15 protein-coding genes are annotated in these 18,757 nt (G+C 72.0%); 10 read left to right on the top strand and 5 right to left on the bottom strand.

The window, feature by feature from the left end:
* Positions 1–226 precede the first annotated feature (226 nt).
* Both ACFY04_RS00440 and ACFY04_RS00435 read right to left on the bottom strand, forming a co-directional pair.
* The gene (locus ACFY04_RS00440; RefSeq protein WP_389113474.1) at positions 227–883 is read right to left on the bottom strand and encodes an MBL fold metallo-hydrolase; all 657 of its coding nucleotides are present in this window, start codon (positions 881–883) and stop codon (positions 227–229) included.
* A 9-nt stretch (positions 884–892) separates the two neighbouring features.
* Entirely contained in the window at positions 893–1,582 is a 690-nt protein-coding gene (locus ACFY04_RS00435) for a maleylpyruvate isomerase family mycothiol-dependent enzyme (RefSeq protein WP_389113472.1), read from the bottom strand.
* Between the two features lie 187 nt (positions 1,583–1,769).
* Between ACFY04_RS00435 and uvrA the strand changes: the two genes are divergently transcribed.
* A complete protein-coding gene (uvrA, locus tag ACFY04_RS00430; protein ID WP_389113470.1) occupies positions 1,770–4,751 on the top strand; it encodes an excinuclease ABC subunit UvrA in 2,982 nt (993 codons plus the stop codon).
* Positions 4,752–4,892: 141 nt separating this feature from the next.
* Here the strand turns inward: uvrA and ACFY04_RS00425 are convergent, their stop codons facing one another.
* On the bottom strand, positions 4,893–5,543 hold the full coding sequence (locus ACFY04_RS00425) for an NAD(P)-dependent oxidoreductase (protein ID WP_389113468.1): 651 nt from the start codon (positions 5,541–5,543) through the stop codon (positions 4,893–4,895).
* Between the two features lie 66 nt (positions 5,544–5,609).
* On the opposite strand from ACFY04_RS00425, the gene ACFY04_RS00420 reads away from it, so the two are divergent.
* Positions 5,610–6,215: a TetR/AcrR family transcriptional regulator gene (locus tag ACFY04_RS00420; protein ID WP_389113466.1), complete on the top strand. Its 606-nt coding sequence runs from the start codon at positions 5,610–5,612 to the stop codon at positions 6,213–6,215.
* On the opposite strand, the gene ACFY04_RS00415 is transcribed toward ACFY04_RS00420, so the two are convergent.
* Positions 6,205–7,086, bottom strand: coding sequence for a carbohydrate kinase (locus ACFY04_RS00415; protein WP_389113464.1), 882 nt, complete (start codon positions 7,084–7,086; stop codon positions 6,205–6,207). The genes ACFY04_RS00420 and ACFY04_RS00415 overlap by 11 nt on opposite strands.
* Positions 7,087–7,207: 121 nt before the next feature.
* Here ACFY04_RS00415 and ACFY04_RS00410 point away from each other — a divergent pair, with 121 nt between their 5' ends.
* Positions 7,208–7,639, top strand: a complete 432-nt coding sequence (locus ACFY04_RS00410; protein WP_389113462.1) for a Rieske (2Fe-2S) protein — start codon at positions 7,208–7,210, stop codon at positions 7,637–7,639.
* Between the two features lie 56 nt (positions 7,640–7,695).
* On the opposite strand, the gene ACFY04_RS00405 is transcribed toward ACFY04_RS00410, so the two are convergent.
* Positions 7,696–8,628 (bottom strand): hypothetical protein, encoded by a 933-nt coding sequence (locus tag ACFY04_RS00405; RefSeq protein ID WP_314249030.1) that lies wholly within the window; start codon positions 8,626–8,628, stop codon positions 7,696–7,698.
* A gap of 229 nt (positions 8,629–8,857) precedes the next feature.
* On the opposite strand from ACFY04_RS00405, the gene ACFY04_RS00400 reads away from it, so the two are divergent.
* The 7 genes from ACFY04_RS00400 to ACFY04_RS00370 all read left to right on the top strand — a co-directional run bounded on the left by ACFY04_RS00400 (position 8,858) and on the right by ACFY04_RS00370 (position 18,690).
* Positions 8,858–9,466 carry a papain-like cysteine protease family protein gene (locus ACFY04_RS00400; protein WP_389113459.1) on the top strand — a complete coding sequence of 203 codons (609 nt, stop codon included), beginning with the start codon at positions 8,858–8,860 and terminating at the stop codon, positions 9,464–9,466.
* Positions 9,467–9,471: 5 nt separating this feature from the next.
* Positions 9,472–10,257: a hypothetical protein gene (locus ACFY04_RS00395; RefSeq protein ID WP_389113897.1), complete on the top strand. Its 786-nt coding sequence runs from the start codon at positions 9,472–9,474 to the stop codon at positions 10,255–10,257.
* Between the two features lie 333 nt (positions 10,258–10,590).
* On the top strand, positions 10,591–12,600 hold the full coding sequence (gene uvrC, locus ACFY04_RS00390) for an excinuclease ABC subunit UvrC (RefSeq protein ID WP_373043071.1): 2,010 nt from the start codon (positions 10,591–10,593) through the stop codon (positions 12,598–12,600).
* Positions 12,597–13,544, top strand: a complete 948-nt coding sequence (gene rapZ / locus ACFY04_RS00385) for an RNase adapter RapZ (RefSeq protein ID WP_030009073.1) — start codon at positions 12,597–12,599, stop codon at positions 13,542–13,544. Before uvrC ends, rapZ begins: the two co-directional genes overlap by 4 nt.
* Positions 13,541–14,605, top strand: coding sequence for a uridine diphosphate-N-acetylglucosamine-binding protein YvcK (gene yvcK, locus ACFY04_RS00380; protein WP_389113457.1), 1,065 nt, complete (start codon positions 13,541–13,543; stop codon positions 14,603–14,605). Before rapZ ends, yvcK begins: the two co-directional genes overlap by 4 nt.
* Positions 14,596–15,591 (top strand): DNA-binding protein WhiA, encoded by a 996-nt coding sequence (whiA, locus tag ACFY04_RS00375; protein WP_030009075.1) that lies wholly within the window; start codon positions 14,596–14,598, stop codon positions 15,589–15,591. The genes yvcK and whiA overlap by 10 nt, the downstream gene beginning before the upstream one ends.
* 138 nt (positions 15,592–15,729) lie before the next feature.
* On the top strand, positions 15,730–18,690 hold the full coding sequence (locus ACFY04_RS00370) for a M14 family zinc carboxypeptidase (protein WP_389113455.1): 2,961 nt from the start codon (positions 15,730–15,732) through the stop codon (positions 18,688–18,690).
* Positions 18,691–18,757: the final 67 nt, after the last annotated feature.

The following is an 18,757-nucleotide window of genomic DNA, read 5'->3' as shown; positions in this document are numbered from 1 at the left end:
CGGGCGGGGTCTCGGGCGGCGTGGCGGGAGAAGGGACGCGGGAAGGGGCGGGGGAAGGAGCGGGGGAAGCGCCGGGGGAGGCCTCGGGGGCGGAGGAGGCCAGGGGCGGGGACGGGTCGTGTGGCATGCCGCACCAGATACCCGCCCCCCGCCCCTCAGGACGTGAGTTCGGCCGTAAGCGACCGGAAGGAGTGCTTCGCGTCTCGAAGTTGACGCGTTGCGGTGCCTACCAGCCGCGCTCGCGCCATGCGGCCAGGTGCGGACGCTCGGCGCCGAGGGTGGTGTCGTTGCCGTGACCCGGGTAGACCCAGGTCTCGTCCGACAGCTGCTCGAACAGCTTGTGCTCGACGTCGTCGAGCAGGCTGGTGAAGGCCTTCGGGTCGTCGTGCGTGTTGCCGACGCCGCCCGGGAAGAGGCAGTCGCCGGTGAACACGTGCGCGTGCCCGTGCGGGTCGTCGTAGACGAGCGCGATCGAGCCGGGGGTGTGGCCGACCAGGTGGCGGGCGGTCAGGCTGACCCGTCCGACCGTGACCGTGTCCCCGTCGGCGACGGGCACGTCGGTCGCCACCGGGATGCCCTCGGCGTCGAGGGCGCCCGCGTAGGTGCGCGCACCGGTCGCCTCGACCACCTCGGCGAGCGCGCCCCAGTGGTCGCCGTGCCGGTGCGTGGTGACCACGGACGTGATGCCGTCGTCGCCGATCAGGCTGAGCAGGGTGCCCGCCTCGGCGGCCGCGTCGATGAGCAGCTGCTCGTCGGTGGCGCGGCAGCGCAGCAGGTAGGCGTTGTTGTTCATCGGGCCCACCGCGACCTTGGAAATCATCAGGTCCGCAAGTTCGTGCACGTCGGCGGGACCGCCGACCTTGACCTCTCCGGTGTACGTCATGCCTTGATCCTAGAGCGGGGGGAGCCCGGGGAGGGGGCCGCCCGAGGTGGTCAGGGAGGCGCCCTTGTCGCCGCGGCCGGCCAGCCAGGCCAGCAGCCCCGCGGCGGTACCGGACACGGTCACGGCGGGATCCCCGGCGGAGCCGGTGCGCCAGTTCCGTCCGTCGGTCGCGGCGAGGGCCGCCGGCGGCACCTCGGGGCGGCCGGACCAGCGGTCGGCGAGGAAGACGATCTCGCGCTCGGTGAACTCGTCCGGGAGGTCGGTGAGCTCGTAGCCGATGTTCAGGTCGACGTGGTGCAGATCGACCTCGACCCAGCGCCGGAAGGGCACGTTGGCGGCGAGGTCGGTGATGCCGTTGCGCAGCTCGACCGTGCGCGTCCAGTCCTGGTCGGGCTCGGAGGTGGCCATGAAGCGGGCCGCGGAATCACGGAGGTCCGTCAGGTGTTCTTCGAGGGACCGGCCGGCGTCGCGCTCGATGTCCGCGTCGCGGGCGGTGGCGCTCTCGTACATCGGGCGTCCCTCGAAGACGTTGACGAGCGCGTCCGCGTTGCGTGCGAGGTGGGCCAGGATGTGGCCGCGGGTCCAGCCCGGGAGGTGTGACTCCTCGGCGAGGGCTGCGTTGTCCAGTTTCGCGACAGCGGTCAGCAGCCGGTCCGTGGCTTCACGTACAGATCGCAGGTCGTGCACATGATCAGTCATGACGGCGAGCCTAGTGGTTCACCGGGCGCGGCCACACGATTGGGTGAAGCGGTCTGCGGAGTGCCGTAAATCGAATGTGCGTGCTATACGCTCGGAAGTCCAAGGACCAAGTCCATCGCAGAGGCGCCCCCCATACCCTGGGACGGGGGCCCGTGCCCCCGCTCTCTCAAGAAAGGTGCGGACCGGCGTGACCGACCATCTCATCGTTCGTGGCGCTCGCGAGCACAACCTGAAGAACGTCTCGCTCGACCTGCCCCGCGACTCACTCATCGTCTTCACCGGACTCTCCGGGTCGGGCAAGTCCTCCCTGGCCTTCGACACGATCTTCGCCGAGGGTCAGCGCCGCTACGTCGAGTCGCTCTCGTCGTACGCCCGCCAGTTCCTCGGGCAGATGGACAAGCCCGACGTCGACTTCATCGAGGGCCTCTCCCCGGCCGTCTCGATCGACCAGAAGTCGACCTCGCGCAACCCGCGCTCGACCGTGGGCACCATCACCGAGGTCTACGACTACCTCCGCCTCCTCTTCGCCCGTATCGGCAAGCCGCACTGCCCCGAGTGCCGCCGTCCCATCTCGCGCCAGTCGCCGCAGGCGATCGTCGACAAGGTGCTCGCGCTCCCCGAGGGCAGCCGCTTCCAGGTGCTCTCGCCGCTGGTGCGCGAGCGCAAGGGCGAGTTCGTCGACCTCTTCTCCGATCTCCAGACCAAGGGCTACAGCCGGGCGCGGGTGGACGGGGAGACCATCCAGCTCTCCGAGCCGCCCACGCTGAAGAAGCAGGAGAAGCACACCATCGAGGTGGTCATCGACCGCCTCACCGTCAAGGAGAGCGCCAAGCGCCGGCTCACCGACTCCGTGGAGACGGCCCTCGGCCTCTCCGGCGGCATGGTGATCCTGGACTTCGTCGACCTCGCCGAGGACGACCCCGAGCGTGAGCGGATGTACTCCGAGCACCTCTACTGCCCCTATGACGACCTGTCCTTCGAGGAGCTGGAGCCGCGCTCCTTCTCCTTCAACTCGCCCTTCGGCGCCTGTCCCGAGTGCACGGGTATCGGTACGCGCATGGAGGTGGACCCGGAGCTGATCATTCCGGACGAGGACAAGTCCCTGGACGAGGGCGCGGTCTCGCCGTGGTCGCTCGGCCACACCAAGGACTACTTCCAGCGGCTGATCGGCGCGCTCGCCCAGGAGCTGGGCTTCCGCACCGACATCGCGTGGGCCGGGCTGCCGGCGCGCGCGAAGAAGGCCCTGCTGTACGGGCACAAGACGCAGATCGAGGTCCGCTACCGCAACCGGTACGGGCGGGAGCGGGCGTACACGACGGCCTTCGAGGGCGCCGTGCCGTTCGTCAAGCGGCGGCACGCGGAGTCGGAGAGCGACGCCAGCCGCGAGCGCTTCGAGGGCTACATGCGCGAGGTGCCCTGCCCGACCTGTGAGGGCACCCGCCTCAAGCCGATCGTGCTCGCCGTGACGGTGATGGAGAAGTCCATCGCCGAGGTCGCCGCCATGTCGATCAGTGAGTGCGCGGACTTCCTGGGGCGGATGCGCCTCGACGCCCGCGACAAGAAGATCGCCGAGCGGGTCCTCAAGGAGGTCAACGAGCGGCTCCGCTTCCTCGTGGACGTCGGTCTCGACTACCTTTCGCTCAACCGGGCCGCCGGCACGCTGTCGGGCGGCGAGGCCCAGCGCATCCGGCTCGCCACCCAGATCGGCTCCGGTCTCGTCGGCGTGCTCTACGTGCTGGACGAGCCGTCCATCGGTCTGCACCAGCGGGACAACCACCGGCTGATCGAGACCCTGGTGCGGCTGCGGGACATGGGCAACACGCTCATCGTGGTCGAGCACGACGAGGACACGATCAAGGTGGCCGACTGGGTCGTGGACATCGGTCCGGGTGCGGGCGAGCACGGCGGCAAGGTGGTGCACAGCGGGTCGCTGAAGGACCTGCTGAAGAACACCGAGTCGATGACCGGGCAGTACCTCTCGGGCAAGAAGTCCATCGAGATCCCGGACATCCGCCGGCCCGTGAACGGGGAGCGCAAGCTGACCGTCCACGGCGCCAAGGAGAACAACCTGCGGGACATCGACGTGTCCTTCCCGCTGGGTGTGCTGACGGCCGTGACCGGTGTGTCGGGTTCGGGCAAGTCGACGCTGGTCAACGACATCCTCTACACGCACCTGGCGCGTGAGCTGAACGGCGCCCGCTCGGTGCCGGGCCGGCACACGCGGGTCGACGGAGACGACCTCGTCGACAAGGTCGTGCACGTCGACCAGTCGCCGATCGGCCGCACCCCGCGCTCCAACCCGGCCACGTACACCGGTGTCTTCGACCATGTCCGCAAGCTGTTCGCGGAGACGATGGAGGCGAAGGTGCGCGGCTATCTGCCGGGCCGCTTCTCCTTCAACGTGAAGGGCGGCCGGTGCGAGAACTGCGCCGGTGACGGCACGATCAAGATCGAGATGAACTTCCTGCCGGACGTCTACGTCCCGTGCGAGGTCTGCCACGGCGACCGGTACAACCGGGAGACGCTGGAGGTCCACTACAAGGGCAAGTCCATCGCGGAAGTCCTGAACATGCCGATCGAGGAGGCGCTGGGCTTCTTCGAGGCGGTGCCGACGATCGCGCGTCACCTCAAGACGCTCAACGAGGTCGGGCTGGGCTACGTCCGCCTCGGCCAGTCCGCGCCGACCCTCTCGGGTGGTGAGGCGCAGCGCGTGAAGCTGGCCTCCGAGCTCCAGAAGCGGTCGACGGGCCGGACGGTCTACGTGCTGGACGAGCCGACCACGGGTCTGCACTTCGAGGACATCTCGAAGCTGATCAAGGTGCTGTCGGGGCTGGTGGACAAGGGGAACTCGGTGATCGTCATCGAGCACAACCTGGACGTCATCAAGACCGCGGACTGGGTCATCGACATGGGCCCGGAGGGCGGCTACGGCGGCGGTCTGGTGGTGGCCGAAGGCACGCCGGAGGCGGTGGCCTCGGTGGGCGCCAGCCACACGGGCAAGTTCCTGCGGGACATCCTGGGCGCTGACCGGGTGTCGGACGCGGCGGCGTCTCCGGTACGGGCCACGGCGAAGAAGGCCCCGGCGAAGAAGACGGCGGCCACCAAGGCCGTCGCCGCGAAGAAGGCGGCTCCGGCCAAGAAGGCGACGGCCCGGGCGCGCAAGGCGTAGCCGCCGAGCCGCGTACGGGTTCGCGTACGGGTTCGCGTACGGGTTCGCGTACGGGTTCGCGTACGGGTTCGAGTTCGCGTACGGGTTCGGTACGACGGGAGGGTCCGGCCCCATGGCCGGGCCCTCCCGCGTTCGCTCCGCTCAGGAGGCGACGCCCACCGCGCGGCCGGCGCAGGCCGGGTCCGTCAGGGTGGCCAGGAGGGCGTCCGCGACGTCCGCGCGCGGGATGACCCGGCCGCCGCGCACGTTGGCGCCGATCGCGCGGCGGTAGGTGCCGGTGTGCGGCTTGTTCTGCAGCATCGGCGGCCGGACGACCGTCCACCGGGTGCCGCTCGCGGCCATCGCCGCCTCCATGTCCGCGAGGTCCGCGTAGAGGTCCCGCAGCAGTCGGCGCAGCAGCGGGTAGACCACGGCGCGGGTGAACAGCCCCTCGCCCTCCGGCAGCGGGCCGACGGGCGCGGCGCTCACGGCCGACAGCGGCCGCACCCCCGCACGGTCCATGGCCGAGGTGATCGCGCTCAGGGCCGGGCCCGCGATGGGATGCGCCCTGGCCTGCTTGTTGTTCGCCGCGCCCAGTGCGGAGACCACCGCATCCTGTCCGCCGACCACGGCCAGCACCGCTTCCGGGTCGGTCACGTCGGCCACCGTGGCCACCCGCAGCCGCTCGTGCGCGGGAACCGGCAGCCGCGCCGGGTCCCGGACCACCGCGGTCACCTCGTGCCCCGCGCCGAGTGCCTGCCGGACGACCTCGCGGCCGACGCCGCCCGTGGCTCCGAACACCGTGATCTTCATTGTCGTACCTCCGCGACGAGAGGTGGGTGAGTATTCACTCACCCCTGCTTTCGCTAGGGTGAGTGAATGCTCACCTCGAAGTCAAGCCGTCCCACCCCCGAGCGGCTGCTCGACGCCGCCGAGAAGCTGATGCGCACCAGCGGCCTGGCCAACGCCACCACCAAGGCCATCGCCCGCGAGGCCGGCTGTTCGGAGGCCGCGCTCTACAAGTACTTCGCGAACAAGGAGGAGCTCTTCGTCCGCGTCCTGCTGGAGCGCACCCCCAACGCGGGCCCGCTCATGGCCGCCCTGCGGGCCGATCCGGGGGAGCGGGGCGTCGAGGAGGCGCTCGCCGAGATCGCCCGGCACGCCTCGCTCTTCTACGCCGACGCCATGCCCATGGCCGCCTCGCTCTTCGCCGAGCCCGCCCTGCTCACCCGCCACCGCGAGGGCGTCCAGGAGATCGGGGCCGGACCGCACCTGGTCCTGGACGCACTGGCCGGCCGGCTGCGGCGCGAGCTCGACGCCGCCCGGCTGCGGCCCGACGCCGATCCGCGGGCCGCCGCGGCCCTGCTGCTCGGCGCCTGCTTCCAGCGGGCCTTCTTCCTGCACTTCTCCGGGGCCCACGTGGTCCAGCCCGTCGAGGAGTTCGCCCCGGCCGTGGCCCGCACCGTCTGGGCCGCTATTCGCTGAGCTCCGCCGCGTACGGCGGCTCCGCGCCCGCCCGCGTGCAGGTCAGGGCCGCCGCGTGGGCGGCGTGGGCCAGGACCTGCGGCCAGTCCACCGGGCCGCCCGGCGCGAGGGCGAGCCGGTGCAGCAGGGCGGCGTTGACGGTGTCGCCCGCGCCGATCGTGTCCACCACCGCCACCGGACGGGCCGCCGCCGTGTACTCCCCGCCCTCCCGGGTCCAGGCCGTCAGGCCCGCCGCGCCCCGGGTCAGCACCACCGCCGACGGTCCGGCCGCCAGCCAGTCCCCGACCCGGCCGCCCAGCCAGGCCGCGTCCTCCTCCGACAGCTTGAGGACGCCCGTGTGCGGCAGCAGCCGTTCCAGGAAGCGTGCGCGGTACGCCGCCGGGTCCGCGATCAGCGCCGGCCGGATGTTGGGGTCCAGCAGGGTCAGCACCCCGCGCCGGGACTCCCGGCGCAGCAAGGCCTCGTAAGCGCTCGCGCCCGGTTCCAGGACCAGCGAGCAGGTGCCGAGCGCGAGGGCCCGTACCCCGTCCGGGAGGGCGGGCGGCAGCGTGAACAGCCGGTCCGCCGTGCCCTCGACGTAGAAGCCGTACGAGGCCGAGCCGTCCGGGGCCAGCGAGGGCACGGCGAGCGTGGTCGGCTCCGGTCCGCGCTGGACCAGCGACAGGTCCACCCCGGCGGCCCGCAGCCCGGCCAGCAGGCTCTCGCCGAAGCCGTCCGAGGAGACCCGGGAACAGAAGGCCACCTCGGCGCCGAGCCGCCCGAGCGCCAGCGCGGTGTTGTACGGTCCGCCGCCCGGCCGGGGCAGCAGCGCCCCGGGCGGCCGCGCCACGGGCACCAGGTCGATGAGGGCTTCTCCGCCGACGACGATCACGCGGGGGAAGCTACCTCATGGGACGGAGGTATCGTCGGGTGGGCCGGTGCCCCGGCCGGGTTCCGGCCCGAGCCCCGCCCCCGCACCCCTTCCCCACGTGCCCGCACCTCAGGAGAACCGCATGCCCGCGCCGCAGTCGCCCGCCCGCCGTACCGTCCTCAAGGGCGCCGCCGCGCTCGCCGGGGCCGCGGGCGCCGGAGCGACCCTCGCGGCCTGCTCCACCGAGACCAACAGCGGAGGCAACACCCCCGCCACCCCCACCGCGCCGGTGGACCTGGGCGCCGCGGCCGATGTCCCGGTGGGCGGCGCGAAGCTGTACCGGGAGAACAAGCTGATCGTCAGCTGCCCGGCGGAGGGGCAGTACAAGGCCTTCAGCGCCCAGTGCACGCACGCCGGCTGCGTCCTGGACAAGATCGTCGAGGGCGAGGGGAACTGCCCCTGCCACGGCAGCCGCTTCGACGTGAAGACCGGCAAGGTCCTGCGCGGTCCGGCCTCCGCCCCGCTGCCCGCCGTCCCGGTCCGGGCCGAGAACGGCAAGCTCGTCGCGGGCTGACCCGCGCCCTCGCCCGAGACCGCACCCGGACCCGGACCCGGACCCGGACCTGGACCTCAGTCCCAGTCCCAGGCGATCCCGAGGATCCCGCGCCGCACCGACTGCTCCACCAGGTGGACCGCCCGGTGCCGGCCGCTGGGCGTCAGGTCCACGAGTCCGGTGCGCGGGGCCTCGGGCCCGCCCCGGGCGAAGCGCCGGCAGCGCACCGGCAGGGCCGCCTCGTCGAAGCTGACCTGGAGCATGTACTGGCCGCCGGCGTAGCTGAACCCGCGTACGTACTCGCCGCTGCGGGCTCCGGTGCCGTCCTCGATCCCGTAGCCGAAGACGTGGGTGTCCCCGCGCCGCAGCCGCGCGTCGAAGAGCAGTTCGGCGACCACCACCCCGGACTCCGGGTGGCACCGCACCCGGCCCGTGCGGCAGTTCTCGTACGCCGTCACGCGCATCCGGGACACGTCGCAGCCGGGGTCGCCGTGGTGGACGGCCAGATAGCGGTCGACGCCGTCGCGGTGCGCCCGGACGATCTGCTGCGACTCGCGGACCCGCAGCTCACCCGCCGGTCCGATGCGGACCCGCTCGTGGTGGCCGACCGAGTGCAGCCCGCCGTCCGGCGGGAGGTCCATCCCGTCCAGCAGCCGCTCCACCGTCCCGCCCAGGCTGAACAGGGCCCGGTACGAGCGGGTGGGCGGGCGCGCGGACCCGGGGCCGGGATCCTCGGCGGCCAGCAGGCGCAGGAGGGCGCCGTCGGGCAGTTCCAGGATCCGCTCCAGGGCGGTGACCGCCCGCAGCGACTCCGGGTGACGCGGCCGCCGGGCGCCCTGCTGCCAGTAGCTGAGGCTGGTGACACCGAGCTTGATGCCCTGCGCCGCGAGCCGGTGCTGCACCCGGTGCAGGGGCAGTCCACGCGCGGCGAGGGCGGCGCGCAGGGCGAGGTGGAAGGGGCCGCCACGCAGCAACTGGCCGAGTTCCGCCGTGTCCTCGGTCGGCCGCATGGCGACTCCTTCGTGAACGTTCACACGGGCCGGCGCGGGGGATCGCGGCGGCGGCTCCGGGAGACCAAGTGACACGGCAGCAACCGTTCACACCGCAGCCCCACCGTTCACACAGCAATGTCACCGCGTATTGAAGCGTGTTGACCTGATCGCGACAACTCCCTGATGCTCCTGAACAGCGTCCGGACGCGCTCCTCCACCCCCCACACCCCACATTGGGAGGAACGCGATGCGCAACCGACACAGGCGGCATTCCCCAGCCGCCTGCCTCACCGCCGTGCTCACCGCTCTGCTGTTCACCCTGCCCCTCGGCACCGGCACCGCCGCCGCTGCCGAGGCCGGCACCGACTCGGCCCTCGCCACCAAGCGCCTGAACATCACCATGCAGGCCCAGACGAAGACCAACTGGTGCTGGGCCGCCGGCGGCAACACCATCGCCACCTGGTTCGGCCGGAACTACAGCCAGAACCAGTTCTGCAACGCCGCCTTCAACCGCCAGCAAGGCAGCGAATGCCCCAACAGCCAGGCCACCCTGGGCAACGTCCAGACCGGACTGCGCTGGGCCGGCATCAACCCCGGCTCGTACGTCAGCGGCTGGCTCCAGTACTCCACCGTCCAGACCGAGATCAACGCCGACCGGCCGGTCGAGACCCGCATCCAGTGGTCGAACGGCGGCGGCCACATGCACGTCGTCTACGGCTACGACACCGCGAGCAACTGGGTCTACTGGGGCGACCCCTGGCCCTCCAGCGACCGCTACAACTGGGCCTCGCACTCCTGGTACGTGAACAACAGCACCTTCTCCTGGACCCACTCCCTCTACCGGATCGGGGCGTGACCGCCATGACCCTGCGCGCCGCCACCGCCGCTGCAGCCGCGGTCCTCGCCACCACCGCCCTCCTCGGCCTCGCCCCGCAGGCCGCCGCGGCTCCCCGGGGTCCGGTGCCGCAGCCCCAGGCCGCCACCGCCGAGAACAAGGCCGCCGCCGCGCGGGCGGCGACCGCCCCCGACACCCTGGCCACCCTCTCCCGCTTCTTCGCCCGGGAGGGCAGGGTCTCCCTCACGGCCGCGCAGCCCCGGATCGAGGGCGAGGCGATACCGGTCAGCCACCTCTCCCCGGAGTTCGTTGCGGGCAGAGCGGGCGCATCCGTCGCCCGCCTGGAATTCCTCGCCAGCAAGGCCGTCTCCTCCGACGGGCAGCAGGCCGCGCTGTGGACCGCGCGGACGGAGGCCGGCTGGGAGGTCGTGAACATCGCCACCGGCGACGACGAGTTCCGCTACGCGCGACTGGGTGCGGAGAAGCTGCCCGGCGGGACGGTGTTCCGGGAGCCGCAGATCGACGCCTGGTACGTGGCCGGGGGCAGCAGGGTGCTGCCGCTGGACGAGGACGCGGTGCGGGCCGTGGGCGCCGGGGGCACGAGCCTGGCCGCCTACCGGGCCCGGGTGGCCGGGGCGTACGGGGACAAGCTGCCGGGCTCCGCGTATGCCGCGCGGGGCATGGCGGGTGGTTACGCCGAAGCCTCGGCCGAGGGCGGCGTGACTTCGGTCGCGGCGGTCGCCGGCGGGGCGCTCGCGCTGGGCGGGGGCGGGCTGCTGCTGCTCCGGCGCCGCCGGGCCGTCGTGGCGTAGCCGCCTTCACCCGCAGGGTCCGGCTCCTGTCAGGGGCCGGGCCCTGCGGGGCATCCCCCACCCCGCCCCTTCCCGAAACCGGGCTCCGCCCGGACCCGCGCCTCAAACGCCGGCGGGGCTGAGCGATCGGGGCTCCGCCCCGGACCCCGCGCCTCGGACTCCCCCGGCCACCGCTGGGAGGTGCCCCCGGCGGGGCTGGATCTTCAGCCCGTCCGGCGTTTGAGGACCGGGTCCGGGCCGGGCCCGGATGGCCTGCGGGGCCACCGCCCGGATCCGCATACCGGGCCGGGGGCCTACGGTCTGTTGTCGGTGCGCGCAAGTAGGGTGGTTGGCATGGCCGACCCTTCCAGTTACCGCCCCGAGCCGGGACAGATCCCGGACTCCCCGGGGGTCTACAAGTTCCGCGACGAGCACCGCCGGGTGATCTACGTCGGGAAGGCCAAGAGCCTGCGCCAGCGCCTGGGCAGCTACTTCCAGGACATCGCCGGCCTGCACCCCCGTACCGCCACCATGGTGACCACGGCCGCCTCCGTCGAGTGGACCGTGGTGTCCACCGAGGTCGAGGCGCTCCAGCTGGAGTACTCGTGGATCAAGGAGTTCGACCCCCGGTTCAACGTCAAGTACCGGGACGACAAGAGCTACCCCTCCCTCGCCGTCACCCTCAATGAGGAGTACCCGAGGGTCCAGGTCATGCGCGGGCCCAAGAAGAAGGGCGTGCGCTACTTCGGTCCGTACGGGCACGCCTGGGCCATCCGCGAGACCGTCGACCTGATGCTCCGGGTGTTCCCGGTCCGGACCTGCTCCGCGGGCGTGTTCAAGCGCTCCGCCCAGATCGGCCGCCCCTGCCTGCTCGGCTACATCGGCAAGTGCTCCGCCCCCTGCGTCGGCAAGGTCACCCCCGAGGAGCACCGCGAACTGGCCGAGGACTTCTGCGACTTCATGGCCGGCCGCACCGGCACCTACCTCTCCCGGCTGGAGAAGGAGATGCACGCGGCGGCCGAGGAGATGGAGTACGAGAAGGCCGCCCGGCTGCGCGACGACATCGGGGCGCTGCGCCGGGCGATGGAGAAGAACGCCGTGGTGCTCGCCGACGCCACCGACGCCGACCTGATCGCCGTGGCCGAGGACGAGCTCGAAGCCGCCGTTCAGATCTTCCACGTCCGCGGCGGCCGGGTCCGCGGCCAGCGCGGCTGGGTCACCGACAAGGTCGAGGCCGTCGACACGGCCGGGCTCGTCGAGCACGCCCTCCAGCAGCTGTACGGCGAGGAGAAGGGCGAGGCCGTGCCCAAGGAGGTACTGGTCCCGGCCCTCCCCGAGGACACGCCGACACTGAACCAGTGGCTCGCCGAGCGCCGGGGGTCCCAGGTCAGCCTGCGGATACCGCAGCGCGGCGACAAGAAGGCCCTGATGGAGACCGTCCACCGCAACGCGCTGCAGTCCCTCGCCCTGCACAAGACCAAGCGCGCCAGCGACCTCACCACCCGCTCCCGGGCCCTGGAGGAGATCGCCGAGGCACTGGACCTCGACAGCGCCCCGCTGCGCATCGAGTGCTTCGACATCTCCCACCTGCAGGGTGACGACGTCGTCGCGTCGATGGTCGTCTTCGAGGACGGGCTGGCCCGCAAGAGCGAGTACCGGCGCTTCCAGATCAAATCGTTCGAGGGGCAGGACGACGTCCGCTCCATGCACGAGGTGGTCTCCCGGCGCTTCCGCCGCTACCTCCAGGAGAAGCTGAAGACCGGCGAGTGGGAAGCGGAGGAGGGCGAGGGCGCGGTGCCCGAGGACGACGGGCGGCCCAAGCGGTTCGCGTACCCGCCCCAGCTCGTCGTGGTCGACGGCGGGCAGCCGCAGGTCGCCGCCGCCAAGCGGGCCCTGGAGGAGCTCGGGATCGACGACGTCGCCGTGTGCGGCCTGGCCAAGCGGCTGGAGGAGGTCTGGCTGCCCGGCGAGGACGACCCGGTCGTGCTGCCGCGCACCAGCGAGGGCCTCTACCTGCTCCAGCGGGTCCGTGACGAAGCCCACCGGTTCGCCATCCAGTACCAGCGCAACAAGCGCGGCAAGCGCCTGAAATCAGGCCCTCTGGACGAGGTGCCCGGCCTCGGCGAGAGCCGCAAACAGGCCCTGGTCAAGCACTTCGGTTCGGTGAAGAAGCTGAGACAGGCGACAATCGACCAGATCTGCGAGGTCCCGGGCATAGGCCGTAAGACGGCCGAGACCGTGGCCGCGGCCCTCGCCCAGGCGGTTCCCGCTGGTCCTGCCGTCAACACGGCGACAGGAGAGATCATTGAGGATGAGCCCCCCGCGCCAGCGGGAGCATCGTCCGAACGGGGGACCGAGCAATGACCGAGCACGAGACCGCGCACGACCGAGACGGAGCACAGGTGAGTACGGGCACGACAGTGGAGCCCGGCGAGACCGCCGAGGCGGCCATCCCCGAGCTGGTGATCATCTCCGGTATGTCCGGGGCCGGCCGCAGTACGGCGGCGAAGTGTCTGGAGGACCTCGGCTGGTTCGTCGTCGACAACCTCCCGCCGGCCCTGATCCCGACCATGGTCGAGCTCGGCGCCCGCTCCCAGGGCAACGTGGCGCGCATCGCCGTCGTCGTCGACGTCCGCGGCCGCCAGTTCTTCGACGCCCTGCGCGAGTCCCTCGCCGACCTCGACAGCAAGGGCGTCACCCGCCGCATCGTCTTCCTGGAGTCCTCCGACGACGCGCTGGTCCGCCGCTTCGAGTCGGTCCGCCGCCCGCACCCGCTCCAGGGCGACGGGCGCATCACCGACGGCATCGCCGCCGAGCGCGACCTGCTGCGCGAGCTGCGCGGCGACGCCGACCTGGTGATCGACACCTCCAGCCTGAACGTGCACGAGCTGCGCGCGAAGATGGACGCCCAGTTCGCCGGGGACGAGGAGCCCGAGCTGCGGGCCACCGTCATGTCCTTCGGCTACAAGTACGGCCTCCCCGTCGACGCCGACCTCGTCGTCGACTGCCGCTTCATCCCCAACCCGCACTGGGTCCCGGAGCTGCGCCCCTTCACCGGGCTCAACGAGGAGGTGTCGGGGTACGTCTTCAGCCAGCCCGGCGCCAAGGAGTTCCTCGACCGCTACACCGAGCTGCTCCAGCTCATCGCCACCGGCTACCGCCGCGAGGGCAAGCGGTACGTGACCATCGCGGTCGGCTGCACGGGCGGCAAGCACCGCAGTGTGGCCATGTCCGAGAAGCTCGCCGCCCGCCTCGCCTCCGAGGGAGTCGAGACCGTCGTAGTCCACCGGGACATGGGGCGCGAGTGACCGCACGGACCCCGCGGCTGAGTCGCCTGCGCCGCCTCACCCCGGGCCGGGGCGAGGACGGCGCGGGCCGCTCCGGCCGCTCCGGCCGCCGGCGCGGCGCCACGCCCAAGGTGGTGGCGCTCGGCGGCGGCCAGGGCCTGTCGGCCTCCCTCGCCGCCCTGCGCCGGATCACCGGTGACCTCACCGCCGTGGTCACCGTCGCCGACGACGGCGGTTCCAGCGGCCGGCTCCGGGAGGAGCTCGGCGTGCTCCCGCCCGGCGACCTGCGCAAGGCGCTGGCCGCGCTGTGCGGTGACGACGACTGGGGCCAGACCTGGGCCCGGGTCATCCAGCACCGCTTCCAGTCCGAGGGCGATCTGCACGGGCACGCGGTCGGCAACCTGCTGATCGTCGCCCTGTGGGAACAGCTCGGCGACCCCGTCCAGGCCCTCGACCTGGTCGGGAGGCTGCTCGGGGCGCAGGGCCGGGTGCTGCCGATGTCGGCGGTGCCGCTGGAGCTCCAGGCCCTGGTCAGGGGGCACGATCCGGCCCGCCCCGAGGACGTGGACACCGTCCGCGGGCAGGCCACGGTGGCGCTGACCCCGGGCGAGGTGCTCTCCGTGCAGGTGGTGCCGAGCGACCCGCCGGCCGTGCCGGAGGCCGTCGCGGCCGTCCTGGACGCCGACTGGGTGGTGCTCGGTCCGGGGTCCTGGTTCTCCTCGGTCATTCCGCACCTGCTGGTGCCGGAACTGCTGGACGCGCTGATGGAGACGAAGGCCCGGCGGGTCCTCTCGCTGAACCTCGCGCCGCAGCCCGGCGAAACAGAGGGCTTCTCTCCGCAGCGTCATTTGGAGGTTTTGGCCCGACACGCCCCTAAACTCGCCCTGGACGTGGTGCTGGCCGACGAGGCCGCCGTGCCCGACCGCGAGTCCCTCGCCGATGCCGCGAAACGGTTCGGTGCCGCGGTCGAGCTGGCGCCCGTGGCCAGGCAGGACGGCTCTCCGAAGCACGACCCGGAGCTGCTGGCCGCCGCGTACGACCGTATTTTTCGGATGCATGGAAGGATCGGCCCATGGCGATGACGCCTGCGGTGAAGGATGAGATCTCCCGCCTGCCCGTCACCCGGACCTGTTGCAGGAAGGCGGAGGTCTCGGCGATCCTTCGGTTCGCGGGCGGGCTGCACCTGGTGAGCGGCCGCATCGTCATCGAGGCGGAACTGGACACCGGGATCGCCGCCAGACGCCTGCGCAAGGACATCCTGGAGATCTTCGGCCATTCCTCGGACCTGGTGGTGATGGCCCCCGGCGGACTGCGCCGCGGCAGCCGCTACGTGGTCCGCGTCGTGGCCGGTGGTGACCAGCTGGCGCGCCAGACGGGCCTCGTGGACGGCCGCGGCCGCCCCATCCGGGGTCTTCCCCCGCAGGTGGTCTCCGGGGCCACCTGCGACGCGGAGGCGGCCTGGCGCGGCGCCTTCCTGGCCCACGGCTCGCTCACCGAGCCGGGCCGGTCCTCCTCCCTGGAGGTCACCTGCCCCGGCCCGGAAGCCGCCCTGGCCCTGGTGGGCGCCGCCCGCAGGCTGTCCATCGCCGCCAAGGCGCGCGAGGTGCGCGGAGTGGACCGGGTCGTGGTCCGCGACGGCGACGCGATCGGCGCGCTGCTGACCCGGCTCGGCGCGCACGAGTCGGTGCTGGCCTGGGAGGAGCGGCGGATGCGGCGCGAGGTCCGCGCCACCGCCAACCGCCTGGCCAACTTCGACGACGCCAACCTCCGCCGATCGGCGCGGGCCGCGGTGGCCGCCGGAGCCCGCGTGCAGCGCGCGCTGGAGATCCTCGGCGAGGAGGTCCCCGAGCACCTGGCCGCGGCCGGCCGGCTGCGCATGGAGCACAAGCAGGCCTCCCTGGAGGAGCTGGGCGCGCTCGCCGACCCGCCGCTGACCAAGGACGCCGTCGCCGGCCGGATCCGCCGCCTGCTGGCGATGGCCGACAAGCGGGCCCAGGACCTCGGCATCCCGGGGACCGAGTCGAACCTGGACCTCAGCGAGGAGATGGCCGACAACATGGCCGGTTAGTCCGTCCCGTACGGCTGAAGGGGCTCGCGCGATCACTCGTGCGGGCCCCTTTGCCGCACGCCCCATTGACATGAGCATGGGCCGGTCTTGAGTCTGGCGTCCGAACGCTTTCGTGGCAGACGACGCCCAGGGGGGCACATGAGTCACCGCGCGAGATCGATCCTCGCCGCAAGCGCACTCGTCTTCGGAACCACACTCGCCGTGCTGCCCGCCGCGGCACAGGCCCAGCCGGGACCCGGCGCCGCATCCGGCGCCGACGAGGTACGGGTCTACGACGCCGACATCACCCGGGAACAGGTCCCGCTCGTCCTCGCCGCGGGGCAGGACGCGCACGAGCTCACCGAGCGGGCCCCGGAGACCGGAACCGCCCGGGTCGAGCTCTTCCTCAGCGGCGGCCAGGCCGGGGAACTCGCGGCCCAGGGCGTCAAGCTGGCCGAGCGCAAGGTTCCCGCCCAGGGTCTCGCCCGTGCCAAGGCCGCCGGGGACGGGGTGTTCCGCCCGTACAGCGGCAAGGGCGGCTTCCAGGAGGAGATCCTGCGGACCGCGCAGGAGCACCCGGGGCTCACCAAGGTCGTCTCCATCGGCAAGACCGTCCAGGGCAAGGACATCCTCGCCCTGAAGGTCAGCAAGAACGCCAAGAAGACCAAGGACGGCGACAAACCGTCGGTCCTCTACATGTCCAACCAGCACGCCCGTGAGTGGATCACCCCCGAGATGACCCGGCGGCTGATGCACCACACCCTCGACAACTACGGCAAGGACCCCAGGATCACCAGGCTGGTGGACTCCAGCGAACTGTGGTTCCTGCTCTCCGCCAACCCGGACGGGTACGACTACACGCACGCGGCCGACGGCCAGCGGCTGTGGCGCAAGAACCTGCGCGACAACAACGGCGACGGGAAGACCGGCCCCGGCGACGGGGTCGACCTCAACCGGAACTTCGCCTTCAAGTGGGGCTACGACAACGAGGGCTCCTCGCCGACCCAGTCGAACGAGACCTACCGCGGCCCGAGCGCCTCCTCCGAGCCCGAGACCACCGCCCTCGACCGCTTCCAGAAGCGCATCGGCTTCGAGTACGCCGTCAACTACCACTCCGCCGCCGAGCTGATCCTCTACGGCGTGGGCTGGCAGGTCGCCACCCCCACCCCCGACGACGTCGCCTACAAGGCGCTCGCCGGCACCCCGGAGAACCCCGCCGTCCCGGGCTACTACCCGCAGGTCTCCTCCGAGCTCTACACGACCAACGGCGAGGCCGACGGCCACGCCTCCAACGTCAACGGCATCATGATGTTCACGCCGGAGATGACCACCTGCCAGACCGCCTCGGCGAGCGATCCCCAGGACCAGTGGAAGCCCGAGGACTGCGCCTCCGGCTTCAACTTCCCGGACGACGAGAAGCTCATCCAGGCGGAGTTCGCCAAGAACATCCCCTTCGCCCTCTCCGTCGGCGAGAGCGCCGCGCACCCGGACCGCCCGTCCTCCCCGGTCGGCCTGAGCGCCGCGGACTTCACGGTCGACGCCTTCGCCACCTCCTACGCCGCCCGCGGCGAGGACCAGACGGTCTCCGTCACGGCCCGCAAGGCGCTGAAGGACAAGGAACTCAACTTCCGGATCAACGGCGGCCGCACGCACGACGAGGACCTCAGGGCCTGGAAGGGCGGCGAGGTCTACGGCGGCGACGACAACAACTGGTTCGACGAGTACCGCGCCGAGGTCGACGGCGCGAAGCCCGGCGACAAGGTCGAGGTCTGGTTCACCGGCCGCGACCGCTCCGGCAAGCAGGTCTCCAGCGAGCACTTCACGTACACGGTGGCCGAGCGCCCGCGCGCGGACGTCCTGGTGATCGCGGAAGAGGGGGCCAAGGCCCAGCACGCCCAGACCTACGTCGACGCCCTGCGCGCCAACGGCACATCCGCGGCGGTCTGGGACGTCGCCGTCCAGGGCACCCCGCACCACCTCGGCGTCCTCTCCCACTTCGGTACGGCCGTCCACTACACGGGGGCCAAGACCCCCGGCGGCGAAACCCAGCTGGCGGTGCGCGACTTCCTGAACGAGGGCGGCAAGCTGATCGAGGCCGGTGAGCTGGCGGGCGGCAACGCCCAGGTCGGCCGCGCCGTGACCAACGACTTCAGCCAGTACTGGCTCGGCGCGTACAGCCGGACGAGCACCGCCGGAGCCACCGGCTTCGCCGGCGCCGGCGCCCTGAACGGCGCGCGGGGCAACGTCGGGGACGCCGCGGGCAACCCGCTGAACGCCCCCGGCGGCTACACCGTGACCTCCGAGACCCTGGCGCCCGCGCAGTTCCCGCAGTTCAAGAGCGCCCAGGCGGGAGCCTTCACCGGGGTCGTGAACCCGTACGCCCCCTACGCCGGCACCGGCATGGCCGCGGCCCTGCACGCCGACGACGACTGGAAGCGCCTCGTCCGTACGATCGACCTCACCGGGGTCACCGCCGCCGACCAGCCGCAGCTGAAGCTGGCGCTCAACTGGAACGTCGAGGAGGGCTACGACCACGCCGCGCTGGAGGCCCGGACCGCCGGCGGCGACGACTGGACCACCCTGCCGGACACGGGCGGCCTGAGCAGCTCCACCGTCCCGGAGGAGTGCGCGGCCGGGTTCTTCGTCAACGGACACCCGTTCCTGCGCCGCTACCTCACGCTCGACGCCGGCGGCTGCACCCCGCAGGGCACCAGCGGACAGTGGAACAGCTTCACCGGCTCCTCCGGCGGCTGGAAGCAGGTCTCCTTCGACCTGAGTGCCTACGCCGGCAAGACCGTTGAGCTCTCGCTCTCCTACATCACCGACCCCGGCTCGGGCGGCCGCGGCGTCTTCGCGGACGAGGCGCGCCTCTCCGTCAAGGGCGCGGACCAGCCCGCAGAGGGATTCGAGACGTCCCTCGGGGCCTGGACGGCGCAGGCCGCACCGGCCGGAAGTCCCGAAGTTCCCGGCGACTGGGCCCGGTCCGGGGAACTGTTCAAGTCCTACGCTGCGGTCACCACGCGTGACACGGTGTTGCTGGGTTTCGGCCTGGAGCACATGCCCACCGCGGCGGACCGTGCCCTACTCGTCGGTAAGGCGCTGCGCACACTGCACCGCTGATCGAAGGCCCGCCCGTCACTCACCCTGAGTGACGGAGGCCGAAGTCCGGGGGTCCCGTTCCGGAGTG

It is taken from the genome of Streptomyces sp. NPDC001549, from assembly GCF_042894025.1.
Lineage (GTDB): Bacteria > Actinomycetota > Actinomycetes > Streptomycetales > Streptomycetaceae > Streptomyces > Streptomyces kutzneri.
Note: the sequence above shows the minus strand (reverse complement) of the source record. Positions and strands in the feature narration are given on the sequence as shown.